Origin of the sequence: Algoriphagus sp. 4150 (assembly GCF_031457395.1) — a bacterium.
Classification (GTDB): domain Bacteria; phylum Bacteroidota; class Bacteroidia; order Cytophagales; family Cyclobacteriaceae; genus Algoriphagus.
The window spans coordinates 474,383-495,232 of sequence record NZ_JAVDWS010000001.1 but is presented as its reverse complement, the minus strand read 5'-3'; the positions used below and the strand labels follow the sequence as shown (position 1 = coordinate 495,232).

Here is a 20,850-nt window from a genome sequence, read left to right as displayed (position 1 = left end):
ATTCTACTAAGGATGAAGCCCGGCTCTCATGGAGAACCGGGCTATAGTCTAATTTACCAATTTGGGTTTTGTGTTAAGTTGGGATTTAGATCCCGCTGAGCCAGAGGAATTGGCCATAAGTAATGTTTTGATTGGTCAAAGGTATTACCGGTCAAAAAGACAATATATCCTTCTTCGTCTGTAGGAACGTTTTGAACATCATTTTGACGAATAATAAATTCCTTTTTGATTCCCTTAACGTCTCCGGACAAGAGATCGCCCCTTTTCCATCTCAGGATATCAAAATAACGCTGTCCTTCCAACATCAACTCTACTCTTCTTTCCCTTCTGACTTCCTCCCGGAGATCCATCCCCCAAGAGGCCAATTCCGAAATAACCAGAGGATGCATTCCCACTCTTTCACGAAGCAGATTAATTGTCTGATCCAAATCATCTTGAGTGAGAGTTCCCTGTTCCAATTTAGCCTCGGCATAATTCAACAAGATCTCCGCATATCGCATGATAATGATATCATTCTCATCCCGATTAAAAGTAGGGACTGCATCCAGATCGCAATATTTAGTAAAATAGTATCCTGTTGGCGTGACCGAACCTTGCCGATCTTGATTGAATTTAGGCGCAGTAAAAATGGAATTGTCGGTATTGTCCGGATTACCGTCTTCACGTCCTCCCCATTTACTGCCCGGAGAAAGGATAGTCATTTTCATCCTAAGATCCCGGTGTTCAAAAAGACTGTCATAAGTAGATTCATTATAAAGCGGGGAATCCACAATCGTTTTACCATCGATACACAGATAAACATCCACCAGAGATGTCGAAAATAAATCTTAATCCTGTCGTATTGTTGGCAGAAATCTGTAATAAAGCTTCCTTGTCATCATTATTTATCATAATAGAACAAATATACTTTTGGGGGCAGTACAGATTGGGATTAAAAGATTAACAAATGGTTAAGCATCAAAGTATAAATTATTTCTAATTAAATCGTGCTTTTAGAAAAAAATCCAAATTCCTCCAGACTTCCCATCGTGCAATTGCTGATAAATAAGATTGAGCCGAAAGATATTTTCGATTTCTTCACGGCTCTCTTAGTTTTAGAAACAGGCTATCTAGGATAAGCCGGTCATGAGTTGGTATTATTCAAACTAGCGCTTCCACTGGCTTGAGCATTCTTCGCATGTATGCCCGAATAGATTGTATAGACAAAAAAACCGGCTCAGTGAAATCCTGAGCCGGTTATAGAACTTACATTGGACTAGTTTCTCAAAAGAACCTATGTAATGAGCATATTTGATTATTCCTGTCAACTAGCAGGGTTTGGAGATAATAACAATTCGGTTTTACCCTCCAAAATTCCCGCAATGTAGCCTTCACAAAGCTCAAGAGCATTATACTCCTGCATCTCCGAATTAAGCTTGGCTATATTATTTTTGTACAAATCGTTAGTCATTACTTCTTCCACGGCATTACGAATGGCTTCGCTATCCGGGGTTTCTGTGCCCAAGTTAACTCCGTACTTGAAATAGCCTATGCGGCTGCAGATTTCGATCTTTCCTTCATGTACACCTCCGGCAACCATCGGTATCCGGTTATGAATGCTTAACAAGGTCCCGCCGTACCCGCCGTTGGTAACGAATACGTCTACATAAGGCATCACATCATTAAAAGGGATAAAATCTTCAATGATAATGTTCTCCGCTGCGTATTTTTCTTGGAGTTCTTTTGTTCCATTGCCTGCGGTGGTAACGATGACCAATACATCCGTATCCCGGAATGCAAAAAGTGTCGGTTCGGTTAATTTTGTAAAATCCTTTTCAAACGTACCCTGCGTTACAAGGATAATTTTCTTGTAACGGTTGATCCGTTCATCAAACCATGGTTTGCGATCTTGCTTTTCCGATAGGTACGGAAGCAATGCCCCGATAAACCGTATGTTGTCACCTTGATCAATGCGTTTATATTCAAAGCCGGGTGTGCCAATCTGTAGACATAAGGTCGCCTCTCTGCACAACAAGTTTGGCAACATAGACCTTTCAATGTCAATATCATAGGACTTGAGAATTTCGTCATAGGTGTCTACTGCCTGTTTGAACATTACGTTTCTAGCCTCGTCACGAATTTTGGCATATTCTGCACGTTCCGCGTCATTTTTTGCAGGCGGAAGCCCCATACCAAAAGGTGCCAAATCAACAGAATCCTCTACCAATGGTACGATGCCGATAGTGATTACCGGTTTATTCAGTTTGATTTTCACAAACGGTATAGCGCTAAAAAAGCTGTCTGCAATTAATAAGTCAAAGGGAAAAGTTTCGTTGATACGCACAATATCTTCATAATATTCAGGTCCTCGTTTGGCGAACATATGTATAAAGTCAAAATTTAACTTTTCCAGAGGGTCTGTTATTTCAGATCGTCCTCCGTATGTTTCGATATTATCCAGTGTTACGGCCACAGCCTTTTCATAGCTGTATTGGGGAAAATTCAAATTCCTTATTTTTTCCTCAAATATATCAGGCATGTACCAACGCACGTTGCACCCCAGCCCCTGCAGGTGCTTGGCAAGTCCGGTCATTGGATTAAAATGCCCGTCTACCGGCACTGACGCAAACAGTATTTTCTTTCCCGCCAGCTTTGTTTTCAAGTTGTTCTCCATATTTTATTTTATTAGACAATTTTTACTGGCGCAAAATTGGCGGTCTTAGCTATGTTATACCATACCCAATATCGGGGTGGTCTCCCCCATTTTCGGTGATCTTTAGCCAGTTTTAACAGGGTAATGGAGAATCAATCTGTTATTGAAGCCGCGGATTCAATAACCGGAATGGTTAGCCAATCAAAAAAGCATGACAGAGTAACTAAAAAAATCCCATCCGGAACCTAGTTTGGATCGAGATGGGAAAGAATTAAAAATAAAGGAATTTTAATGTAAGTCTAAAGAAAGTAAGGGGGTAATATGCGACCGGTGAAAGGAAGGATATCATCAATTCTGCAAGTAATTAAGCCATGTTTAAATCACACTTCCTGCCTAAGAACCGCAAATCAATTGTGATTATGACTAGTTCAACATTTTTTTTCAGCTACTTATAATTTTAAATGGCATGCTCGGCATGGAGTTCAGGCATACCTTCCAGGTTGTTAAGAATAGATTCAGGGAGATAGGGTCTTCCCCCGCCGGCAGGAATACAGGTGCCTGAAAAAACTGCTTTAGTCATAGTTTTATTATTAAGCAGGATGGACTGACGAAAATGCAATTTTGGCAAGCCTCCTTTATCCTTATACACCGCACAGGTGACGGTAAACACGTCGTCTTTTTTCAGGGACCGTAGAAAATGTAAACTGTAGTTAGACAAAACCATATAAGTGCCGTTTTTTGCCTCGAGCTCAAAGTCAAAACCCAGGACCTCTTTGATAAAATCATGTCTGCACCACTCCATGTAAAACGGGTAATATAAACCATCCATAATTCCCTGCACGTCGATGTGCTCCTCTTTAACCTGATAAGTCTTCAAATATTCCATAACATTAGATTGATAGTTCAGCAAAAGTAATTTAAACCCTCCTATCAAAAAATAACCTAAAGTGGGGATAAGAGATAATGAACTCTGCATTCTTCACTTCAAAACAAGGGCTTAGAAAGGAAAGCTGAACGGCAAGTCTACCCGCAAGCAATGGAGATTTTGATCCTACAGCCATCCAATAAAACACTAAACAGTGGTTAAAGCCAATTCATCATTCGATTCCCGAAGGAATTTCAGTCGATGTAGCCGGGATGCCGATCTATCCAATTCCTTATCTGAAAACATCCTGTAATTCAGAAAACTATGCAACCACACGGCGCCAGGGAAAAATATGCAAGACATACAGCTTTTTGTCCATTCCCGTGTAATCCATATCTGCACACCTTTGCAATGTCAATTAGTCAAAAAAACAACAAAAAAAGCAAAGCAATGAAATGTTTAGCCACAAGAATCCGTCTCTCATTGATATTGGTTTTTGGCAGGTCAATTCTAGCACAGTAAGCATGGAGGCAGACAACAAAAGGAAGATCCAAATGCGTCGGAGAGGGAAAACTATCCATCTTTCCGATGGTATTTTCCAAAACTAACGAGCGTTATCAAAAATAATAAATTTTAAGATCCAAAAACATGAGTATCCGAATAGCATTGTTCGATGACAATAAGAACATCCGGAACAGCATCAGAACCATTCTAACTACCGACCCGTCTTTTGAAGTGGTAGGTATTTTTAGTGATGCTCAACAATGTGTTGAAAGAGTGGTAAGTGTAAGGCCTGATGTTGTAATAATGGATATTAATATAGCGGGAATGAACGGCATTGATGCAGTTAGCTTGCTGACTAGAGAATTTCCGCAGATTCAAATCCTGATTCAGACTGTGTCAGAAGATGATGAGCGGATATTCGACTCCATATGCGCAGGTGCTTCGGGTTATATCTTAAAAAATCAGCTTAACAGTACGTTGACATGTGCCATCAATCAAATGCAAAATGGTGGGTCTCCTATGAGTCCTTCCATCGCACGAAGGGTATTGAATTTACTCAAGCATGGTTATGCTGCGAAGAAATCAGCCGTCAACGAGGAGTATAATCTAACTTCCCGAGAGAAGGAGGTTCTTACTGCTTTGGTAAGCGGCTCAAGCTATAAAATGATTGCATTCGAGTTAGAAATCAGCTATGAAACCGTGCGCAGTCACATGAAAAAAATATACGAAAAATTGCACGTGGCTTCATTAACTGAAGTGGTTGCAAAGGCCATAAATCAAAATATCGTCTGATTTCTATAATTATTTCTTTCTTTGATGCGCTCCTGAATGTAAATGACAACCTCATCGATATCCCAATAGACTGTCAAAAAACATTATTTTTGACATATGGGAAAAAAGTACAATAAATCTATCCTTTTATCCATGTTTTGACATCGTGAAACACGAGACCTTTGTCATATGGTCTATTCACATAAGTGGTTAGACAATAAATCTGAAAAACAAAAAAATCCATTCAGATTCATTTTCACCTTTCTTAAACATGAAATCGGATCTCATCTGTAGGAAATTTCCCAACCTTAAATCATAGGAGTAAAATAACTCCACTACTTGAATAAACATCGATGGAGCAGCAGCAACTATTTCAGAAGAGCTTAAAAAAACTGGGATTGAAATCAGTAATTCCGGAAAATATGCAACTCATCAATAGTGAGGAGTTTAAAGAATTTATCAAAATTCTTTATCTGCCGAGTGGTTATACAGTGACGATTGATTTCACGATACATAAGACAATAGCTCCCTCTTTGATATTTGTTTCGCCAAACCAGTTTATGAAAATTGAGGAGGTAGGCATAGCCCCGGGTTACCTGATCTTCTACAACAGGGATTTTTATTGTATACAAATCCACGATGCGGAAGTAGCATGCGATGGGCTCCTGTTCAACAACATCCATAACATGCCTTTGGTATCTTTGCCAGATGAAGAGGCTGAATTTACCAACTATCTTTTTGCTCAAATTTCCGGTGAAATAGAGCTGAATGATTCATCCCTTGAAGAGATGATACGCACGTACCTTAAACAGTTGCTGATAAAATCCACCAGAATATGGAAGCGACAACATTTGGAAAAAGCAGTGTCGGAGCAGCCGGGTGACTTGGAGTTCTTCCGGAATTTCACACTGTTGGTAGATGTTCATTTCAGAAAAAAACACAGTGTAGCAGACTATGCGGACCTTCTGTCGATTGCTCCCAAAACAATCACCCATAAATTCAAAAGGCTGAATCTCCCCCAACCCAATGATGTCATCAAAAACAGAGTCATTCTGGAAGCGAAACGATTATTGGTTCATACGGGTAAGACTGCAAAGGAAATAGCCTATGAATTGGGCTATGATGATCCTGCCTATTTCAGCAGACTCTTTCAACTGAAAACAGGAGAATCACCTTCAGGTTTTCGGTTAAAATACCACGGTGAAGCGGAAAATTAAAAAACTCCATACGCTAAGGACCTTTTCCGCAAATTAAGCCTTATACATTCTTAATTGGATTGCTGACAGCACTGTTTTTTCGATCACTTTCGATCTCCACGGATCAAGTCGCCGAATGTAGAAGACCGGATATGGAATGTAACCCTTCGGTTTTATTGGATGCTCAAGTCTGATTTATGGTTTCAAAGAATAATAGGAGTTCCAAACTATACTCATCAATCCAATCTCACTAAACTTTCTCCGGAAAATCATTCCGCTGAAAAAATTTTATTCCTGTGTTCCTGTCCCCATTTTTCCATAGCAGAGAGCACTTCAGTCAGGGATTCGCTATAGGCTGTCAGCTCATATTGGACAGTGACAGGCTTGGTGTTGAAGACTGTTCGGGTCACCAGATTGTTCGTCTCCATATCGTGCAATTCCTTAGACAGAATACGTGGAGAAATTCCAGCCTCTCTTGAAAGCTCATTGAAGCCTTTCTTTCCACTTCTCAACACCGCGATCAGAACCAACTTCCATTTTCCACCTACAATATCCAAGGTATCCCGTATAGCAAGTCTTGATTTTGCGCAACTCTCAGGTGTGTGAATATCCATATACTATCCTTTTTGTAAGTACTATCCTTTAGGTAACAGATGACAAATGTATAGTATTAAGACCGAATTTTGTACCTGTTATCATAAACTGTTACACAATGAAAATCTTACATCTGATTACCAGTACAAGAGGCAATGATTCAGTCAGTAACCGATTGGGAAATGCCATAATTGAAAGGCTACAGAAGCAATTTCCGATTTCCGAAGTAAAGAAAAAAAATCTCGCAAAGTCTCCTTTACCCCATCTTGGAGAGGTTCATCTCACTTCTTTTTTTACCCCGGCAAAAGACCGCACACCACAATTGGCTCAGGCAGTTATTCATTCGGATGATGCTATTGCCGAATTGAATATGACAGACATCCTCGTGATAGATGTTCCGATGTACAATTTCTCTATTCCCTCCACGCTTAAATCCTGGATTGATCACATTGCACGGGCAGGTATCACATTCAGGTATACCGAAAGTGGTGTGGAAGGTCTTGTAAAAAACAAAAAGGTTTACCTCGCCATCGCATCCGGAGGGATCTATTCTGAAGGGATAATGAAAGAAGTGGATTTTACAGAAAGCTACTTACGGAACATCCTTGGATTCATAGGGATCAATGACATCACCGTGTTTCGTGCTGAAGGATTGGCGATACCTAAAATTAAAGAAATTGCTTTTCCCAAGGCTTTGAGATCAGTTGAAGATTTTGCTTTTTAATGGTACGGCAATTCAAACGAAGAGATCCATAATTAGTAGTTGATCTGCAGATAAACCCGGGAAGAATTAAAAATTTTGACCGGTTATAGATGCTTCTCGGGTTATTCACATGATCATGAAAGTTTCTTCAAAATCTCTCTGATAATTTCTATACGTCTTTAATAAGAAGTATTACACATCAGCGTGTTTACTTTAAATGAAATCTATCTTCTAAAATTGGCAATAGTTCAGCTTTTGATGCAGAATTATGGCCAGTTAAATTTTACTATTTCCATGGTCAACTTCTTCCTATGCTAGGAAATAAGGATTTTTTTGACACTTTCGAGCTTATTTTGGAAAGTGATCCTGATGCAAGTACCTTCCATATTTTCGATACTAAGGATACCTCCGATGTCATCATTCAATCCTTTTAGCAGTTCCATTCCCATAGAATCACCCAGTTTTTTACGGAAATTTCTGGGAAGTCCCGAACCATTGTCCCGGATCGTCAACAAAATATGTGAATCGGTCACATACTTCAGAGAAATAGCTATTCTTCCATGGTCAGTCTTACTAAAAGCATATTTGAGCGAATTGGTAATAGCCTCATTTAGGATTAAGCCAAGCGTAATAGCAATGGCTTGATCCAATGCAATATTTTCTATTTTCAGTGAGAATCCGATTTCCTTTCTAACAGCATAACTATCCTTAAGATATTCGACCAATTCATAGATGTACTCCGGCATATGAATAATGGACAATGAGTCGGATTGGTAAAGCTTCTGATGAATGATGGACATGGAATGTATCCTGCGCTGACTGTCTTGTATGGCCGAGAGTGCAGCTTTGTTTTTAAGATAGCTTGACTGGATCTCCAACAGGCTTGCCACGATATGAAAGTTATTTTTCACCCGGTGATGTATTTCCCTGAGCAACCACCCCTTTTCGGTTAAAAGTTGATCTTTTTCCTTCAGAAGATTGTCTTTCTGCTCCAGAACAGCATCTTTCTCGGAGACCAACTCTGCCAGGTGTCTATTTTTTTGCCTAATCTGTTTTTGCTGAAGTTGGAGTATTTGTTGCTGAGCCAGCAGTTGCTTGTTAGAACGCTGTTTCAGGAGGTATCGGTTGAGGCTGATTCCAAGTAGGGCCACTAGCAGTCCTGTACCAAGGACCAACGCATTCCTGTGATTTTGCTGCATTTTGTTTTGCTCTTTAAGCAGCTTAATATCCATTTCTTTGATCTGTATATCCTGCTCTTTTTTAGCGGTCTCGTATTCAATACTCAGCTGCGCGATTTGCCTGTTTTTTGTTTCATTGAAAATCGAATCCTGAAGAACTTTGTATAATTGGTAGTGCCGGATAGCTTCCGTATAATTTTGGCGGGCGGAATCCACTTTGAACCTCATCAGGTGAACTTCAATGAGATAATTTGGCAGTAACTGCTGGGGAGATGCACTTGACAAAAATGTCAGGTAAGGTTCCGCCTTGGAGTATTTGGCATTCGACACATAAAAATGCGCAATTCCCCGATAAGCTAAATACCGGAAGAACATGGGGGATTGTTTGGCCCAAGTGATGCTTTCCAGATAATATTTCTCAGCTATGCTATAGTTTTTCAGTGCATTGTAGCAGGCTCCAAGGCTCTGGGCGATGGACATTTTATCTTCAAGAGTACACAATAGCTTTTTATCTACTGCCTCCTGTATCAGCAGTAGGGCTTCGTTGGCTTTTTCCTGCTTAATTAATGCTGTTACCATACGCCGGATGAGGCCTACGGAGATAAACTCACCCATTTGACGGCTGATTGCCGCAGATCGTCGGTGGTACTCCATGCTTCTATCGTACTGGCCCAGCTCCCAATAGGCATTGCCCAGACGAAAAAATGTGTAGTCAAGCTCTTCATACAATCCGTTTTTTTCAACATCATCTACGACTTTGAGAATGTAATAAAGTTTCTGGTTCAAATCCCCCTTATTCTGTCCAATGTCGGAAAGCAAATAGTAAGCACTGGACAGGTAAGCATAGTCCCTGGGCGAGTTATAAACACTTTGCATCGCAAACTCCCCGGAGGTCCTACAAATCTCCGAAAATCCAATTTTCTCTTGAATTCCCAGGGCTGATAATGCTTCTTTTTCAGCCTTCCCCATATTTCCGACGCTCAGATATTTATATCCGAGTTGAATCCTGATCACTGCTTCCCATGCCTGATCCCCGGCTTCTATTGAAAGTTCAAGAGCACGCTCCAGCGCCTCAATATTTTCCTCACAACTATCACAAATGACTGTGGTTGCCAATTGTAGCAATGCTTTAATTTCTCCGGTTTTGTCACCTGCCTCCCGACGTGCTTCAATCACCTGCATGAAATTGAACTTTCCTTGTTCCCAATCGCCATTTATAAGATATACTGTCCCAATCAAGGCCAGACTTTCCTCTTTCAAATCCCAGTCCCGGATTTTCTCGCTTAGTCTCTCGGCCTCCCGGAAAGACACTAAGGCTCCATTCAGGTCACCTTGTTCAGTATATGGAGTTCTAAGCATTTTTTTTCCAAGTTCCAGCAGAAGTCTTACCTGATCACCACCAGTTCCATTCAAGGAGCTTTGTTGGGCTTTCCTAGTGACCTGGCGTTGGATATGCGTTTTATCTTTCGGAAATGGGGGGTAATTATCCCCGCTATCAAACTTCATACGGTAAGTCAGGTTCAGGGCTTCAAGGGCTAGTTTCTGAATACTGTCCTGACTGGGAATTGTGGTTTGCGATTGATTAAGATAAAACGTACCGGTTCCCTGTTGAAGTCTTTCCCTGGATGTATCCGATACAGGGTACTGCAGTTTCCTTAAATTAGGATTGGTCTTTTTTAGTATCTCATCCGACTTCTCTGAATCGTGCAAAAGAAGAATTCCAAAAAAGACTGTTAACAACTGAATTGTGGAGAGATTTGACATAGAATATCCTGAATTTAATTCTCAAGTTTTGAAATCAGGATATTCAGCCGGATCTGACACCTCCTATTTCCAATGGATGCAGCACTAATATGGCTCTCTAATCTTGCTCTTTTATTTCCTTTCAATACCTAGCTTTTTCATTCTGGAGTTTAGCGTATTTACATTAATATCCAGCATTTCGGCAGCACCTCCTTTACCGGAGACTTTCCAGTGGGAGCTTTCCAATACTGACAGTATGTGGTCCCGTTCCATTTCAATGAGTGTTTTGATTTTTTTTGTACTGTTTGTTGATCCCACCATTTTCTTTGATGTCACGATGTTCATCGAATCAATCACAGGTCCTCTGGCAAGGATGACATTCCTTTGTATCGTATTCTCCAGTTCCCGGATATTTCCCGGCCAGGAATAATCCATCAGTTTTTGCAATTCCTCTTTGGGAAGTACAGGGCTTGTTTTGCCCTCACGCGAGCTATATTTTTTCAAAAAATGAGCTGCCAGCAAAGGGATGTCTGAAATACGTTCCCTCAAAGGGGGCATCAGCAATGGAAAAACATTCAACCTGTAGTACAAATCAATCCGAAATCTTCCTTCAGCTACTTCGTCCTCAAGCTCTTTATTGGTTGCGGCCAATACCCTAACGTCGATCTTTTTTGGTCTTCCTCCCACCGGTTCAATCTCCTTCTCCTGCAAAACCCGAAGAAATTTCACCTGCAACTCCATGGGCAATTCTCCAATTTCATCAAGGAAAATTGTACCTCCATCGGCAAGCTCAAATTTCCCTATCCTTTTTGCTATTGCGCTGGTAAATGAGCCTTTTTCATGTCCAAACAATTCCGATTCGATCAAGTTGACGGGGAGTGCTCCACAATTAACGGTAATGAAAGGTCTATCACTTCTGGAGGAGCTCTTATGAATGGATTGTGCGATCATTTCTTTACCTGTACCGCTTTCCCCTAAAATCAATACCGATACATCCGATCGGCTAATCATATTGGCCTGGTCCAGGATTTCGAGAAAATTAGGGCTTTCCCCAATCAGATTTTTGAAATCAGCGGGGATCCCGGCTGCCGAACGGAGTTGCTGAGAGTATGGTCCGTTTCTCTCCTCAAGCCTGTGCTGGTGAAGGTAAAAAGCAACGTCAAGCATGATCAGGACATCTTTGGAACGGAATGGTTTGACCATAAATCCGTAAGGTCTGGTAGCTTTTGCCTCGTTTAATATTTTTCTATCGGAGTTGGCCGACAAATAGACAAATGGCAGATTTCTCTCATTTAGGGATTTACCCAAATCAATACCTGTCCCCTCGCCTTGCAGAAATATATCCACCAGAACAAGATCCGGCTTCTCTTCATCAATTATAGACAGGGCTGAATCAACAGACCTCGCAATAGAACAAACCGAGTATCCGGCGTTGGTAAGTATCACATTGAGACTCTTAGCTTCAATGAATTGATCTTCGACGATGAGTATCTTAATATTCACGGTGTCAGTAGTATGTTTATTCTGAATAAAAGTAAAATATTATAAAGAAACTTACTTCACCGGAAGACATTTTTTTTTGCATTGGTTATCACTTATGAAAATACTCAATAATTATTGATATATCAATAATTATTTGTTCTGTAAATAAATATAATAATTTAACTATCAGGTACTTATGTTTTTGGCACTTGTTTAGTAAACCTTCTGAAAAAAGTAAAAAAAATATTACATAAACACAGGTAAAAAAATATTTAAAATCTCTATCGGGAGATTTTACTCTGATTGGATGACAAGACTATTTTGAAAATTCTGCTGAAGGGAAAATTGTACATGACAAAGCGAAAAGTATCCATTGGAGACACAGCATATTCATCCCAAATTTGTAACATAATTTATTAACAACAATTCAACTAAGAGAAAAATGAACAAGTTAACAGTAACAGACGGAACAGAAATTTATTTCAAAGATTTAGGTACAGGTCAACCTATTTTCTTTCACCATGGCTGGCCATTATCCTCAGATGATTGGGATGCCCAACTGATGTTTTTCCTGGAAAAAGGCTACAGAGTGATCGCTCACGACAGACGCGGACACGGACGCTCTACCCAGACCTTCAAGGGAAATGACATGGATACCTATGCTGCTGATGTAGCAGAGCTCGTGAAATTCTTGGATCTTAAAAACGCCATTCATGTAGGCCATTCTACAGGAGGTGGGGAGGCTATAAGATATGCTGCCAAGCACGGTAAAGACCGGGTTGCAAAAGTGGTTTTAATAAGTGCCATTACTCCATATATGATTCAGGATGAAAGAAATCCCAATGGTGTCCCTTTGGAGGTTTTTGACAATATGAGGCACAATACACAGCATAATAGACAACAGTTTTATCAAGACCTTACCATCCCTTTTTATGGGTATAACAGAGAAGGTGCTGATGTGAAAAAAGGTATCCAAGACAACTGGTGGAGACAGGGAATGATGGGTGGTATAAAAGCCCAGTATGACTGTATCAAAGTATTTTCCGAGACAGATTTCACCGAAGATCTTACCGGTGTAGAGCAACCTGTACTGGTCCTTCATGGTGATGATGACCAGATAGTGCCTTACGCTACCACTGCCGAAAAAGCTGCCGGATTGTTGAAAAACGGTAAGTTGATTATTTATCCGGGACTATCCCATGGTATGCCAACCATAGATGCGGAAATCATCAATAATGACATATTGAAGTTCATCAGGGAATAGCATTGAGATATGGGGATAATGTATCCCCCACAGAAAAGAATCTATTAATTACCCATATCCATTGAGAAAACTTACACTGTCCCATTCACATTGGACACCTTTCAATCTTCTCTAGAATAATACTTAAACAATAAATAAGTTAAGAATTTCATTTGTATAACACCAAATGGAGGAAGTGAATTTGTCCTCAATTTAAGTACACAATTAAGAGATTGAAAAAATCTTCAGAATTCTCAAAGGATACCCATAACTATTTCAAACTTAAATCTACAAAAATGAAAAACATATCATTCGCAATCGTTGCATTAGTTATACTGCTTGCAAACAACACGTTTGCACAGACCAAACGTGAACCCGCCTCATTTGGCAGGGCTGAATATATAGAAGTAGAAGAAAACGTTAAACTGCATGTTACAGATATCGGAGAAGGAAGACCAATAGTTCTCATTCATGGTTGGCCGCTAAGCGATGCCATGTATGAGTACCAGTATCAATACTTGGGACGCAAGGGTTTTAGAGTGATCGGTATTACGCTTAGAGGATTTGGAAAATCCGACAAACCCTACGGACGATATGATTTTGATGTCTTCTCAGATGATATAAAAACGGTATTGGAGAAATTAGAGATCAAGGATGCTGTATTGGGGGGATTCTCCATGGGCGGGGCGGTGGTCATCCACTATGTGACCAAGTACAACTCGGCCCATGTAAGTAAGTTGGCCTTATTTGGTGCTGCTGCTCCTTCTTGGACAGAAAGAGACGGTTTTCCTCATGGCGTGCCTATGGTTGCTGCTAACGGTCTTATACAGAGCACCATGACAAACCGGCCTGATCTAATAGAAAGTTTTGGTGCAGGTTTTCCGGCCAAGGAGGGGAATATTTCAAAAAACATGGAGAAATGGCTGGAGAACATCAATTTAGAAGCCTCACCCTATGCCATCACTGAATCTATAACGGCACTTCGTGATCTGGATCTTCGCCCGGAACTTTCAAAAATCTCTATTCCAGTGGCTATATTCCATGGCATATACGATAAAAACTGCTCCTTTGCCTTGGCTGAGGAATTGCAAAAAGGCATAAAAGACTCTTATATCATTAGGTTTGAAAAAAGCGGACATACGCTGTTTATCGAAGAGATGGAAAAGTTCAATACCGAACTTGAAAAATTCTCCTCCAATTAACAAGCCCTCCAAAGCCAATGCTCCTTCCCGGTGCGTTGGCTTTACTTTATCCATGATTCGGGCTCTTGGCTAATGAGTATAAACGCATCCCTTGCCAAGCCTTCGAATGGGAATCAAATTGATTGTTATCCATAAAATTATATAGATGAAAATACATCACTTGCGCAATGCCACTATGATCATTGAAGTAGGCAACTATGTCATTTTAGTTGACCCTATGCTTGGCAATAAAGGGGAATCAGGCCCGACTTTTACATTCATTAGGTTTAAACCGCAGCGTAACCCCATAGTAAGTTTACCCGATAATGCTGCGGTGCTTTTGGGTAAGGTAACCCATTGCCTCATTACCCATTTACACCCCGACCATATCGACCAGGCAGGAGTGGAATTTTTGAGGGCTAACCAGACTCCTGTAATCTGTAGTGTAAGAGACGAAAAAAAGTTGAAGGGAAGAGGAGTAAATATATCCCAAACGGTAAACTATTGGGAAGAAACCGATTTTCCGGGTGGCAGGATACAAGGTATACCTGCGGTGCACGGATATGGGTTTGTCGCAAAGCTTATGGGGGATGTGATGGGCTTTTTCTTAAGCTTCCCAAATGAAAAATCAATATACTTGAGTTCTGACACCGTTTACACAGAGGCAGTACATAAAGTATTGACTGAGCTTAAACCGGACATTTCGGTGGTGGCGTGCGGCACTGCCCAGCTAGACCTTTTTCAGCCCTTGCTGATGAGACCGGAAGATATATTGAAATTCGCGCGCAATGCACCGGGGAAGGTAATCGCCAATCATATGGAGGCTGTAAACCACTGTCCTACTACCCGACTTCAGCTGTCAGAACTATTAAGCAGGTCCAACTTGCGAAGCAAAGTCTATATCCCGAATGATGGGGAAGGAAAAGTATACTGATCGACAATAAAGCTACACGTTACTCCTGTAATCCTATAAAAATGCTGAGTCAAGAATTTATTTGACCTTCCATCTGATGGATATAAAGGCATTTTCAATTACTGCATGAAAATTTCCAAAGAGTAAAATACTATGAAAAGTTCTTGAGACGCTTTGCCTTTTGAAAATACTTTTCCTTATCAAATCATAATTCATATATAAGAAAATGAAAATCGGAATATCAGAAAACAATGCCAAGAAAGTCGCAATGGAGTTATCAAAATTACTTGCCGATGAATTTGTACTATACACCAAAACAAAACAAGCTCATTGGAATGTGGAAGGACCGGATTTCTATGGAAAACACAAACTGTTTGATGAGTTGGCCATTCAGCTGGCTTCTATCATTGACTTGGTGGCAGAAAGAATCCGCATCCTGAACTTTGCTGCACCGGCTACATTAAAATCATTTCTTGAACTGACACATCTTACAGAGGATAATTCAGACACAAAAAACAGCAAATACTTTATTGAAGAATTACTCTCCGACCATGAAGTAATCATCCTTCAACTTAGAGGGAACATAGAGTCCTTTGGCAATGAATCGGAAGACTTGGGAACCAGTGATTTTATTACAAGTCTGATGCAAGAGCATGAAAAAATAGCTTGGTTGTTAAGAGCACACCTAAAATAGGTGTTGGGAAAAATGTAAAATGTAAAGTTCGTCCACTGATAGAATTTTCATTTTCGCAGAATTTTTCATTAACAAATTCACAAATGAAATCATGAACTATTTATCGAAATCAATACTAATATTTCCGGTGCTGCTGCTGGGTTGTAAAAATGGTCATGAAGAGAACCTCTCCAAATTTGTTGATTCTGACAGCAACAATCAAAAAAAAGCCGCCGGGGTTATTACCGAAAAACAATTCCCGGTTTTCACTCCATCTGAACTTCCGTATCCATTTTCGAGTGCAGTACAGGTAGGTGATATCTTATATCTTTCAGGTGAGCTTGGATTTGAAAGAGGAGGAAGAGGATTGGTCCCCGGCGGCATAGAGCCTGAAACTCACCGTGTTTTCGAGCGGATCAAAACCACACTTGCACACCATGGCCTTGGACTGGAGGATGTCTTCAAATGCACGGTGATGCTGGCTGATTTGTCTGAATGGCAAGCATTTAATGAGATTTATTCTGACTATTTCGACCCCGGACGATACCCTACACGCTCAGCTATGGAAGTAAGTGGTCTGGCCTTCGGTGCTCGGGTGGAGATGGAATGCTGGGCATATAGTCCTCAAACGGACTAAGCTAGACCAAGGGCATCTCCTCCACACTAAACCAAGGTGCTAAAAAAGAGGTTAAGGGTTAATAGGTTAAAAGTTCACATGTAGTGTGTGGAGAGAATTTAGATTGATGTGCCTCCAGACTCTGTAAATACGAAGCAATGCCGGAGGCATGACCGATTATATTGCCCAGCATTTCAATGCTGGGTTTAAAAAGATCAATAACCCTGGCCTCCTGCTCAGGGGCATTGTCTGGAAATGGAGAATCGTGCAGGAGGATGGAAACGAGCTCAGTATATATTGTATCCATCCTCAATTTCTTTATTGATCCATATCGATAAAGTCAAGTCTATTCTCTCCGTTCTTTTGCCTTGACGCAAAAGAACCCCGCCACGTCGGGCAGGCAAAAGGTCAAGACGCCAGCAATCTTCCGCCCTTATACCAGCCGCACCCTCGTGCTGCGTCTTCCCTACGCGCCCTAAATACTAAATCAAGCTGCCAAATCGATTATCTAATGCAGGTAGTAGAGACAGAAGGTCAGGTAAGCACCATGCTGCCGTAAATACGAAGCAATGCCGGAGGCATGACCGATTATATTGCCCAGCATTTCAATGCTGGGTTTAAAAAGATCATAACCCTGGCCTCCTGCCTAGGAATATCGTCTGGAAATGGGGAATGGTGCAGGAGGATGGAAACGAGCTCAGTATATATTGTATCCATCCTCAATTTCCCTATTGACCCGTATCGATAGTGTGAGGTAATTCCCTTCTGTCCTTTTGGCTTGGCCCAAAAGGACCAAAAAGCCAAGTCGCAGCAAAGCTTCCACGCGCAAGCCAGCCGTCTGGCCCGCTGCTGCGACCACCTCCCCGCCTTCACACTAAGCCAAGGTGCTAAAAAGAGGTTAAGGGTTAATAGGTTAAAAGTTCACATGTAGTGTATGGAGAGAATTTAGATTGATGTATCTGCAAATCCCGTAGAAATTAAAGCCTGCCGTAGGTAGGCACTATGGGTAGCTCGGGGTTGAAACCCCGAGTAAATAAAGTTCAAAGGCCATTGTCTCCTGCGTAGGAGCATTGTCTGGAAATGAGAGCTAGTGCAGGAGGTGGAAAGGTGTGTTGGTTATTTCTTATCTATCCTCAATTGCTCTATTTACCCGTATCGATAGTGTGAGGTAATTCCCTTCTGTCCTTTTGGCTTGGCCCAAAAGGACCAAAAAGCCAAGTCGCAGCAAAGCTTCCACGCGCATGCCAGCCGTCTGCCCCGCTATTTTGACAGCCCAGCGCGCCCTAAACACTAAACCAAGATGCTAAAAAAGAGGTTAAGGGTTAATAGGTTAAAAGTTCACATGTAGTGTGTGGAGAGAATTTAGATTGATTTATCTGCAAATCCCGTAGAAATTAAAGCCTGCCGTAGGTAGGCACTATGGGTAGCTCGGGGTTTCAACCCCGAGTAAATAAAGTTCAAAGGCCATTGACTCCTGCCCCGGAGCATTGTCGGGAAATAAGAGCTAGTGCAGGAGGTGGAAAGGTATATTGGTTATTTTTTATCCATCCTCAATTGCTCTATTGACCCATATCGATAAAGTCAAGTCTTTTCTCTCCGTTCTTTTGCCTTGACGCAAAAGAACCAAAAGGTCAAGACGCCAGCAATCTTCCGCCCTTATACCAGCCGCACCCTCGTGCTGCGTCTTCCCTACGCGCCCTAAATACTAAATCAAGCTGCCAAATCGATTATCTAGTGCAGGTGGCAGAGACAGAAGGTCAGGTAAGCACTATGCCGCCGTCCGTGTCGTCACGGACGGCTACAACAGGAAATTCTACCGTTCGAGATGTATCTCCAGACTCTGTAAATACGAAGCAATGCCGTAGAGCCAGTCCCGATTCTTTCGGGACATGACCGATTATATTGCCCAGCATTTCAATGCTGGGTTTAAAAAATCAAAGGCCATTGCCTTCCTCCTGCGCAGGAGCATTGTCTGGAAATAGGAGCTAGTGCAGGAGGTGGAAAGGGGTCTTGGTTATTTCTTATCTATCCTCAATTTCCCTATTGACCCTTATCTATAAAGTTGAAGTGTTTCTCCCCGGTACTTTTGGTTTTGGCCAAAAGTACCCAAAAGCCAGCGTCAAAATAATGCTTCCACCGCACGCAACAGCCGCCTGCCCCGCTATTTTGACAGCCCAGCGCGCCCTAAATACTAAATCAAGGTACTAAATATGAGCTCTCTAGTTTGGGTAGTAAGACGGAACATTAGGTAAGCACTATGCCGCCGTTCGTGTCATCACGAACGGCAAATACTAATGCTGTCCAGCGGTCCAGAAACGAGCGCAACTCCCCCTTCAGCACATATCAGGACTGCCCCGGAACATTGTCTGGAAATGAAAAAAAGGCTATTTGATTACATTATTCTTATTGAGCGTCTTAAGGACAGATTGCTTATAATTCCTCCCTATGGGAATCTCTTTCTGCCCTACTTTCAGTCCATACATGGTATATGAAGACACCCATGAAAAAGCGATGATAAAAGAGCGGTGAACACGAATAAACCTATCATCCGGAAGTTTTTCTTCCAGATAGCCAATCCTTTGATAGCTGACAATCTGCCCATCAACCGTCTTGACTTTCACATAGTCTTTCATGCTCTCGATAAATATGATATCTTTCAAAAACACCTTTATCATCTCCCTATCCTCCTTAAGATATAAATAGGGTTCGTCTTTACCTGTATCGGCCAGCGGTAAACGATCTACCTGCCTCTTGACGACTGCATGCACTTCATATACTTTGCTTATGCTTTTGAGAAACCGTTCAAACAAAACCGGTTTCAGCAAATAGTCAATAACATCCAGTTCGTACGCCTCCAGTGCAAATTCCCTATATGCAGTGGTAAGGATCACTTTTGGCGGATTGCGCAGGGATCTTAAAAAATCCAATCCCGACACCTTGGGCATTTCTATATCCAGAAAAAGCAAATCAACCCGGCTTTGATGAACGACTTCAAATGCTTCTACGGCACTGGCGCAACTCTTCATCAACTGAAGGCCATCTACCTTAGCTATGTAAGACTCAATAAGCTGACGCGCCAAGGGTTCGTCATCTATTACAATGCAGTTCATCTGTCTATAATTTGCTTTTTTAATGGTCATAACCCGTCCTGTCCCGATAATTATCGGGATCGATTCGGGATCCTCCTATACGTAGGCTATGGAATCCCGTATGGGCAAGCCTTTGGCAGACTCGATTTCATACGGCAGTCTTTTTACCAACCAATGATCTCTCCCCCATCCTTTTTCTATCTGAATCAGATATGGTGATTTTAAGTATCGCCAAAAAGGTTTGCTCTTCGGAAAAAATCTTAAGTTCATGCCGCCCGGGGTAGATCAAATCCAATCTTTTCCTCACGTTTTCCAATCCAATGCCCGAGGGCAGGCGGGGTGTTTTAGTTTCCGCCATTTCCTTGCTGTTTTCCACTTTTACGATCACCGTATTTGCCTTCACCTGGATATCCACCGTCAGCCAGCCACTATCTCTTTCTTTGCTCAATCCATGTTTGAACCCGTTTTCCACAAATGGCAAGATCAATAGCGGTGCAACCTGAATATCAGACGTTTCTCCATACACTTTGAGATCAATATCCACATGGGGATTATACCTCAATTTTTCCAGTGCTATATAGTTTTGTATGTATTGGATTTCCTTTTCGAGATACACCTTTTGTTGATTGCTTTCATAAAGCATATAATTCATCAACTCGGACAACCTATAGACAGTTTCAGGTGCCTTGTCCGAATGCTTCAAGGTAAGTACATACAGATTATTAAGGGTGTTGAACAGAAAATGTGGGTTGATCTGGGATTTCAGCACTTTTAGCTCGGCTTCCAGTTTTTCGTTTTGAAGCTTTTGCGCTATTTCCTGCAATTCCCTCGTGGACCGCTCATGAAGAAACCACAATTTGATCATATGGAATGAAGCCAATATGGCCACCAATGAATATAGGTTAAATAAGGCAATGAATATCTTGGGAAAGTAAAAAAGCGGAACCTCGGTAGCTTCCGGAAAATAGATCGGGTAGATCAGGTAATAAGCCTGTATCCTCATCAAAATGGCGAATCCAATGACGGACAAAATAAGCGCATTGAAAAACCATAAGTACTTCCTTTTCATCAACAGCCGATCGATGAGAAAATAAATGGTGAAATAGGTCACCATCATTTTTATCGGCAATTCGATAAAAGCTGTTACGATCCTCCTGTTAAAATCTCCATCCACCATCCCCCAAATAAGCCCCTCATATACCAATAGTGCAGACCAAAACAATAGGTGGCGAAGTGACTTGTGTCTAAGCCAAGTGGGTAGTCTGACAGGGAAAAGCCATACATCCTGGGTGAAGTTGCCTTGAAGATGATCTCTCATACCCTTAAAGTTATCAAATAAGTATCTATAAGATTGCTTTTTTAGACGAACAACCTATCTACGCTACAAACAGCGCTGACGAACGGGAAATGGCATTTACTCCCTCAAATCCACTGTATGGAGGCTCAGTGTTTTGGTTGGGCTAAAAA

Annotated in this window: 16 protein-coding genes; 8 read left to right on the top strand and 8 right to left on the bottom strand. The window is 41.3% G+C overall.

All coding sequences use genetic code 11. The features are described from left to right. Positions 1-53 precede the first annotated feature (53 nt). The 3 genes from J2X69_RS02145 to J2X69_RS02135 form a co-directional block, all read right to left on the bottom strand. A complete protein-coding gene (locus J2X69_RS02145; protein WP_310097714.1) occupies positions 54-806 on the bottom strand; it encodes a RagB/SusD family nutrient uptake outer membrane protein in 753 nt (250 codons plus the stop codon). Positions 807-1,303: 497 nt separating this feature from the next. Then, complete coding sequence (locus tag J2X69_RS02140) at positions 1,304-2,653, bottom strand: glycosyltransferase (protein WP_310097711.1); 1,350 nt, start codon at positions 2,651-2,653, stop codon at positions 1,304-1,306. Between the two features lie 436 nt (positions 2,654-3,089). Continuing rightward, positions 3,090-3,518, bottom strand: coding sequence for a hypothetical protein (locus tag J2X69_RS02135; RefSeq protein WP_310097708.1), 429 nt, complete (start codon positions 3,516-3,518; stop codon positions 3,090-3,092). A gap of 627 nt (positions 3,519-4,145) precedes the next feature. Between J2X69_RS02135 and J2X69_RS02130 the strand changes: the two genes are divergently transcribed. Continuing rightward, on the top strand, positions 4,146-4,793 hold the full coding sequence (locus tag J2X69_RS02130) for a response regulator transcription factor (protein WP_310097706.1): 648 nt from the start codon (positions 4,146-4,148) through the stop codon (positions 4,791-4,793). Between the two features lie 332 nt (positions 4,794-5,125). Next, positions 5,126-5,989: a helix-turn-helix domain-containing protein gene (locus J2X69_RS02125; RefSeq protein ID WP_310097703.1), complete on the top strand. Its 864-nt coding sequence runs from the start codon at positions 5,126-5,128 to the stop codon at positions 5,987-5,989. Positions 5,990-6,237: 248 nt separating this feature from the next. On the opposite strand, the gene J2X69_RS02120 is transcribed toward J2X69_RS02125, so the two are convergent. Next, on the bottom strand, positions 6,238-6,582 hold the full coding sequence (locus J2X69_RS02120; RefSeq protein ID WP_310097701.1) for a helix-turn-helix domain-containing protein: 345 nt from the start codon (positions 6,580-6,582) through the stop codon (positions 6,238-6,240). Between the two features lie 98 nt (positions 6,583-6,680). On the opposite strand from J2X69_RS02120, the gene J2X69_RS02115 reads away from it, so the two are divergent. Beyond that, positions 6,681-7,286, top strand: coding sequence for an NAD(P)H-dependent oxidoreductase (locus J2X69_RS02115; RefSeq protein ID WP_310097698.1), 606 nt, complete (start codon positions 6,681-6,683; stop codon positions 7,284-7,286). A 293-nt stretch (positions 7,287-7,579) separates the two neighbouring features. On the opposite strand, the gene J2X69_RS02110 is transcribed toward J2X69_RS02115, so the two are convergent. After that, the gene (locus J2X69_RS02110) at positions 7,580-10,207 is read right to left on the bottom strand and encodes a histidine kinase dimerization/phosphoacceptor domain -containing protein (protein ID WP_310097695.1); all 2,628 of its coding nucleotides are present in this window, start codon (positions 10,205-10,207) and stop codon (positions 7,580-7,582) included. A 111-nt stretch (positions 10,208-10,318) separates the two neighbouring features. Beyond that, positions 10,319-11,689, bottom strand: coding sequence for a sigma-54 dependent transcriptional regulator (locus tag J2X69_RS02105; RefSeq protein ID WP_310097692.1), 1,371 nt, complete (start codon positions 11,687-11,689; stop codon positions 10,319-10,321). A 421-nt stretch (positions 11,690-12,110) separates the two neighbouring features. On the opposite strand from J2X69_RS02105, the gene J2X69_RS02100 reads away from it, so the two are divergent. From J2X69_RS02100 to J2X69_RS02080, 5 genes are all read left to right on the top strand, one after another. Continuing rightward, positions 12,111-12,932, top strand: a complete 822-nt coding sequence (locus J2X69_RS02100; protein ID WP_310097689.1) for an alpha/beta hydrolase — start codon at positions 12,111-12,113, stop codon at positions 12,930-12,932. Positions 12,933-13,207: 275 nt separating this feature from the next. Beyond that, positions 13,208-14,113: an alpha/beta hydrolase gene (locus J2X69_RS02095; protein WP_310097685.1), complete on the top strand. Its 906-nt coding sequence runs from the start codon at positions 13,208-13,210 to the stop codon at positions 14,111-14,113. Between the two features lie 145 nt (positions 14,114-14,258). Next, positions 14,259-15,026 carry an MBL fold metallo-hydrolase gene (locus J2X69_RS02090; RefSeq protein ID WP_310097682.1) on the top strand — a complete coding sequence of 256 codons (768 nt, stop codon included), beginning with the start codon at positions 14,259-14,261 and terminating at the stop codon, positions 15,024-15,026. A 205-nt stretch (positions 15,027-15,231) separates the two neighbouring features. Next, the gene (locus J2X69_RS02085; protein WP_310097679.1) at positions 15,232-15,699 is read left to right on the top strand and encodes a DNA starvation/stationary phase protection protein; all 468 of its coding nucleotides are present in this window, start codon (positions 15,232-15,234) and stop codon (positions 15,697-15,699) included. A 91-nt stretch (positions 15,700-15,790) separates the two neighbouring features. After that, the gene (locus tag J2X69_RS02080; RefSeq protein WP_310097675.1) at positions 15,791-16,315 is read left to right on the top strand and encodes a RidA family protein; all 525 of its coding nucleotides are present in this window, start codon (positions 15,791-15,793) and stop codon (positions 16,313-16,315) included. 2,363 nt (positions 16,316-18,678) lie between these two features. Here J2X69_RS02080 and J2X69_RS02075 read toward each other — a convergent pair. Together J2X69_RS02075 and J2X69_RS02070 are read right to left on the bottom strand one after the other, a co-directional pair. Further along, positions 18,679-19,404 (bottom strand): LytTR family DNA-binding domain-containing protein, encoded by a 726-nt coding sequence (locus J2X69_RS02075; RefSeq protein ID WP_310097672.1) that lies wholly within the window; start codon positions 19,402-19,404, stop codon positions 18,679-18,681. Between the two features lie 127 nt (positions 19,405-19,531). Further along, positions 19,532-20,701, bottom strand: a complete 1,170-nt coding sequence (locus J2X69_RS02070; RefSeq protein ID WP_310097669.1) for a histidine kinase — start codon at positions 20,699-20,701, stop codon at positions 19,532-19,534. Between the last annotated feature and the right edge of the window lie 149 nt (positions 20,702-20,850).

Coding starts and splice junctions, on each gene's coding strand:
- J2X69_RS02140 (WP_310097711.1), bottom strand. CDS start 2,653: ATGGAGAACAACTTGAAAACAAAGCTGGCGGGAAAGAAAATACTGTTT.
- J2X69_RS02135 (WP_310097708.1), bottom strand. CDS start 3,518: ATGGAATATTTGAAGACTTATCAGGTTAAAGAGGAGCACATCGACGTG.
- J2X69_RS02130 (WP_310097706.1), top strand. CDS start 4,146: ATGAGTATCCGAATAGCATTGTTCGATGACAATAAGAACATCCGGAAC.
- J2X69_RS02125 (WP_310097703.1), top strand. CDS start 5,126: ATGGAGCAGCAGCAACTATTTCAGAAGAGCTTAAAAAAACTGGGATTG.
- J2X69_RS02120 (WP_310097701.1), bottom strand. CDS start 6,582: ATGGATATTCACACACCTGAGAGTTGCGCAAAATCAAGACTTGCTATA.
- J2X69_RS02115 (WP_310097698.1), top strand. CDS start 6,681: ATGAAAATCTTACATCTGATTACCAGTACAAGAGGCAATGATTCAGTC.
- J2X69_RS02110 (WP_310097695.1), bottom strand. CDS start 10,207: ATGTCAAATCTCTCCACAATTCAGTTGTTAACAGTCTTTTTTGGAATT.
- J2X69_RS02100 (WP_310097689.1), top strand. CDS start 12,111: ATGAACAAGTTAACAGTAACAGACGGAACAGAAATTTATTTCAAAGAT.
- J2X69_RS02095 (WP_310097685.1), top strand. CDS start 13,208: ATGAAAAACATATCATTCGCAATCGTTGCATTAGTTATACTGCTTGCA.
- J2X69_RS02090 (WP_310097682.1), top strand. CDS start 14,259: ATGAAAATACATCACTTGCGCAATGCCACTATGATCATTGAAGTAGGC.
- J2X69_RS02085 (WP_310097679.1), top strand. CDS start 15,232: ATGAAAATCGGAATATCAGAAAACAATGCCAAGAAAGTCGCAATGGAG.
- J2X69_RS02080 (WP_310097675.1), top strand. CDS start 15,791: ATGAACTATTTATCGAAATCAATACTAATATTTCCGGTGCTGCTGCTG.
- J2X69_RS02075 (WP_310097672.1), bottom strand. CDS start 19,404: ATGAACTGCATTGTAATAGATGACGAACCCTTGGCGCGTCAGCTTATT.
- J2X69_RS02070 (WP_310097669.1), bottom strand. CDS start 20,701: ATGAGAGATCATCTTCAAGGCAACTTCACCCAGGATGTATGGCTTTTC.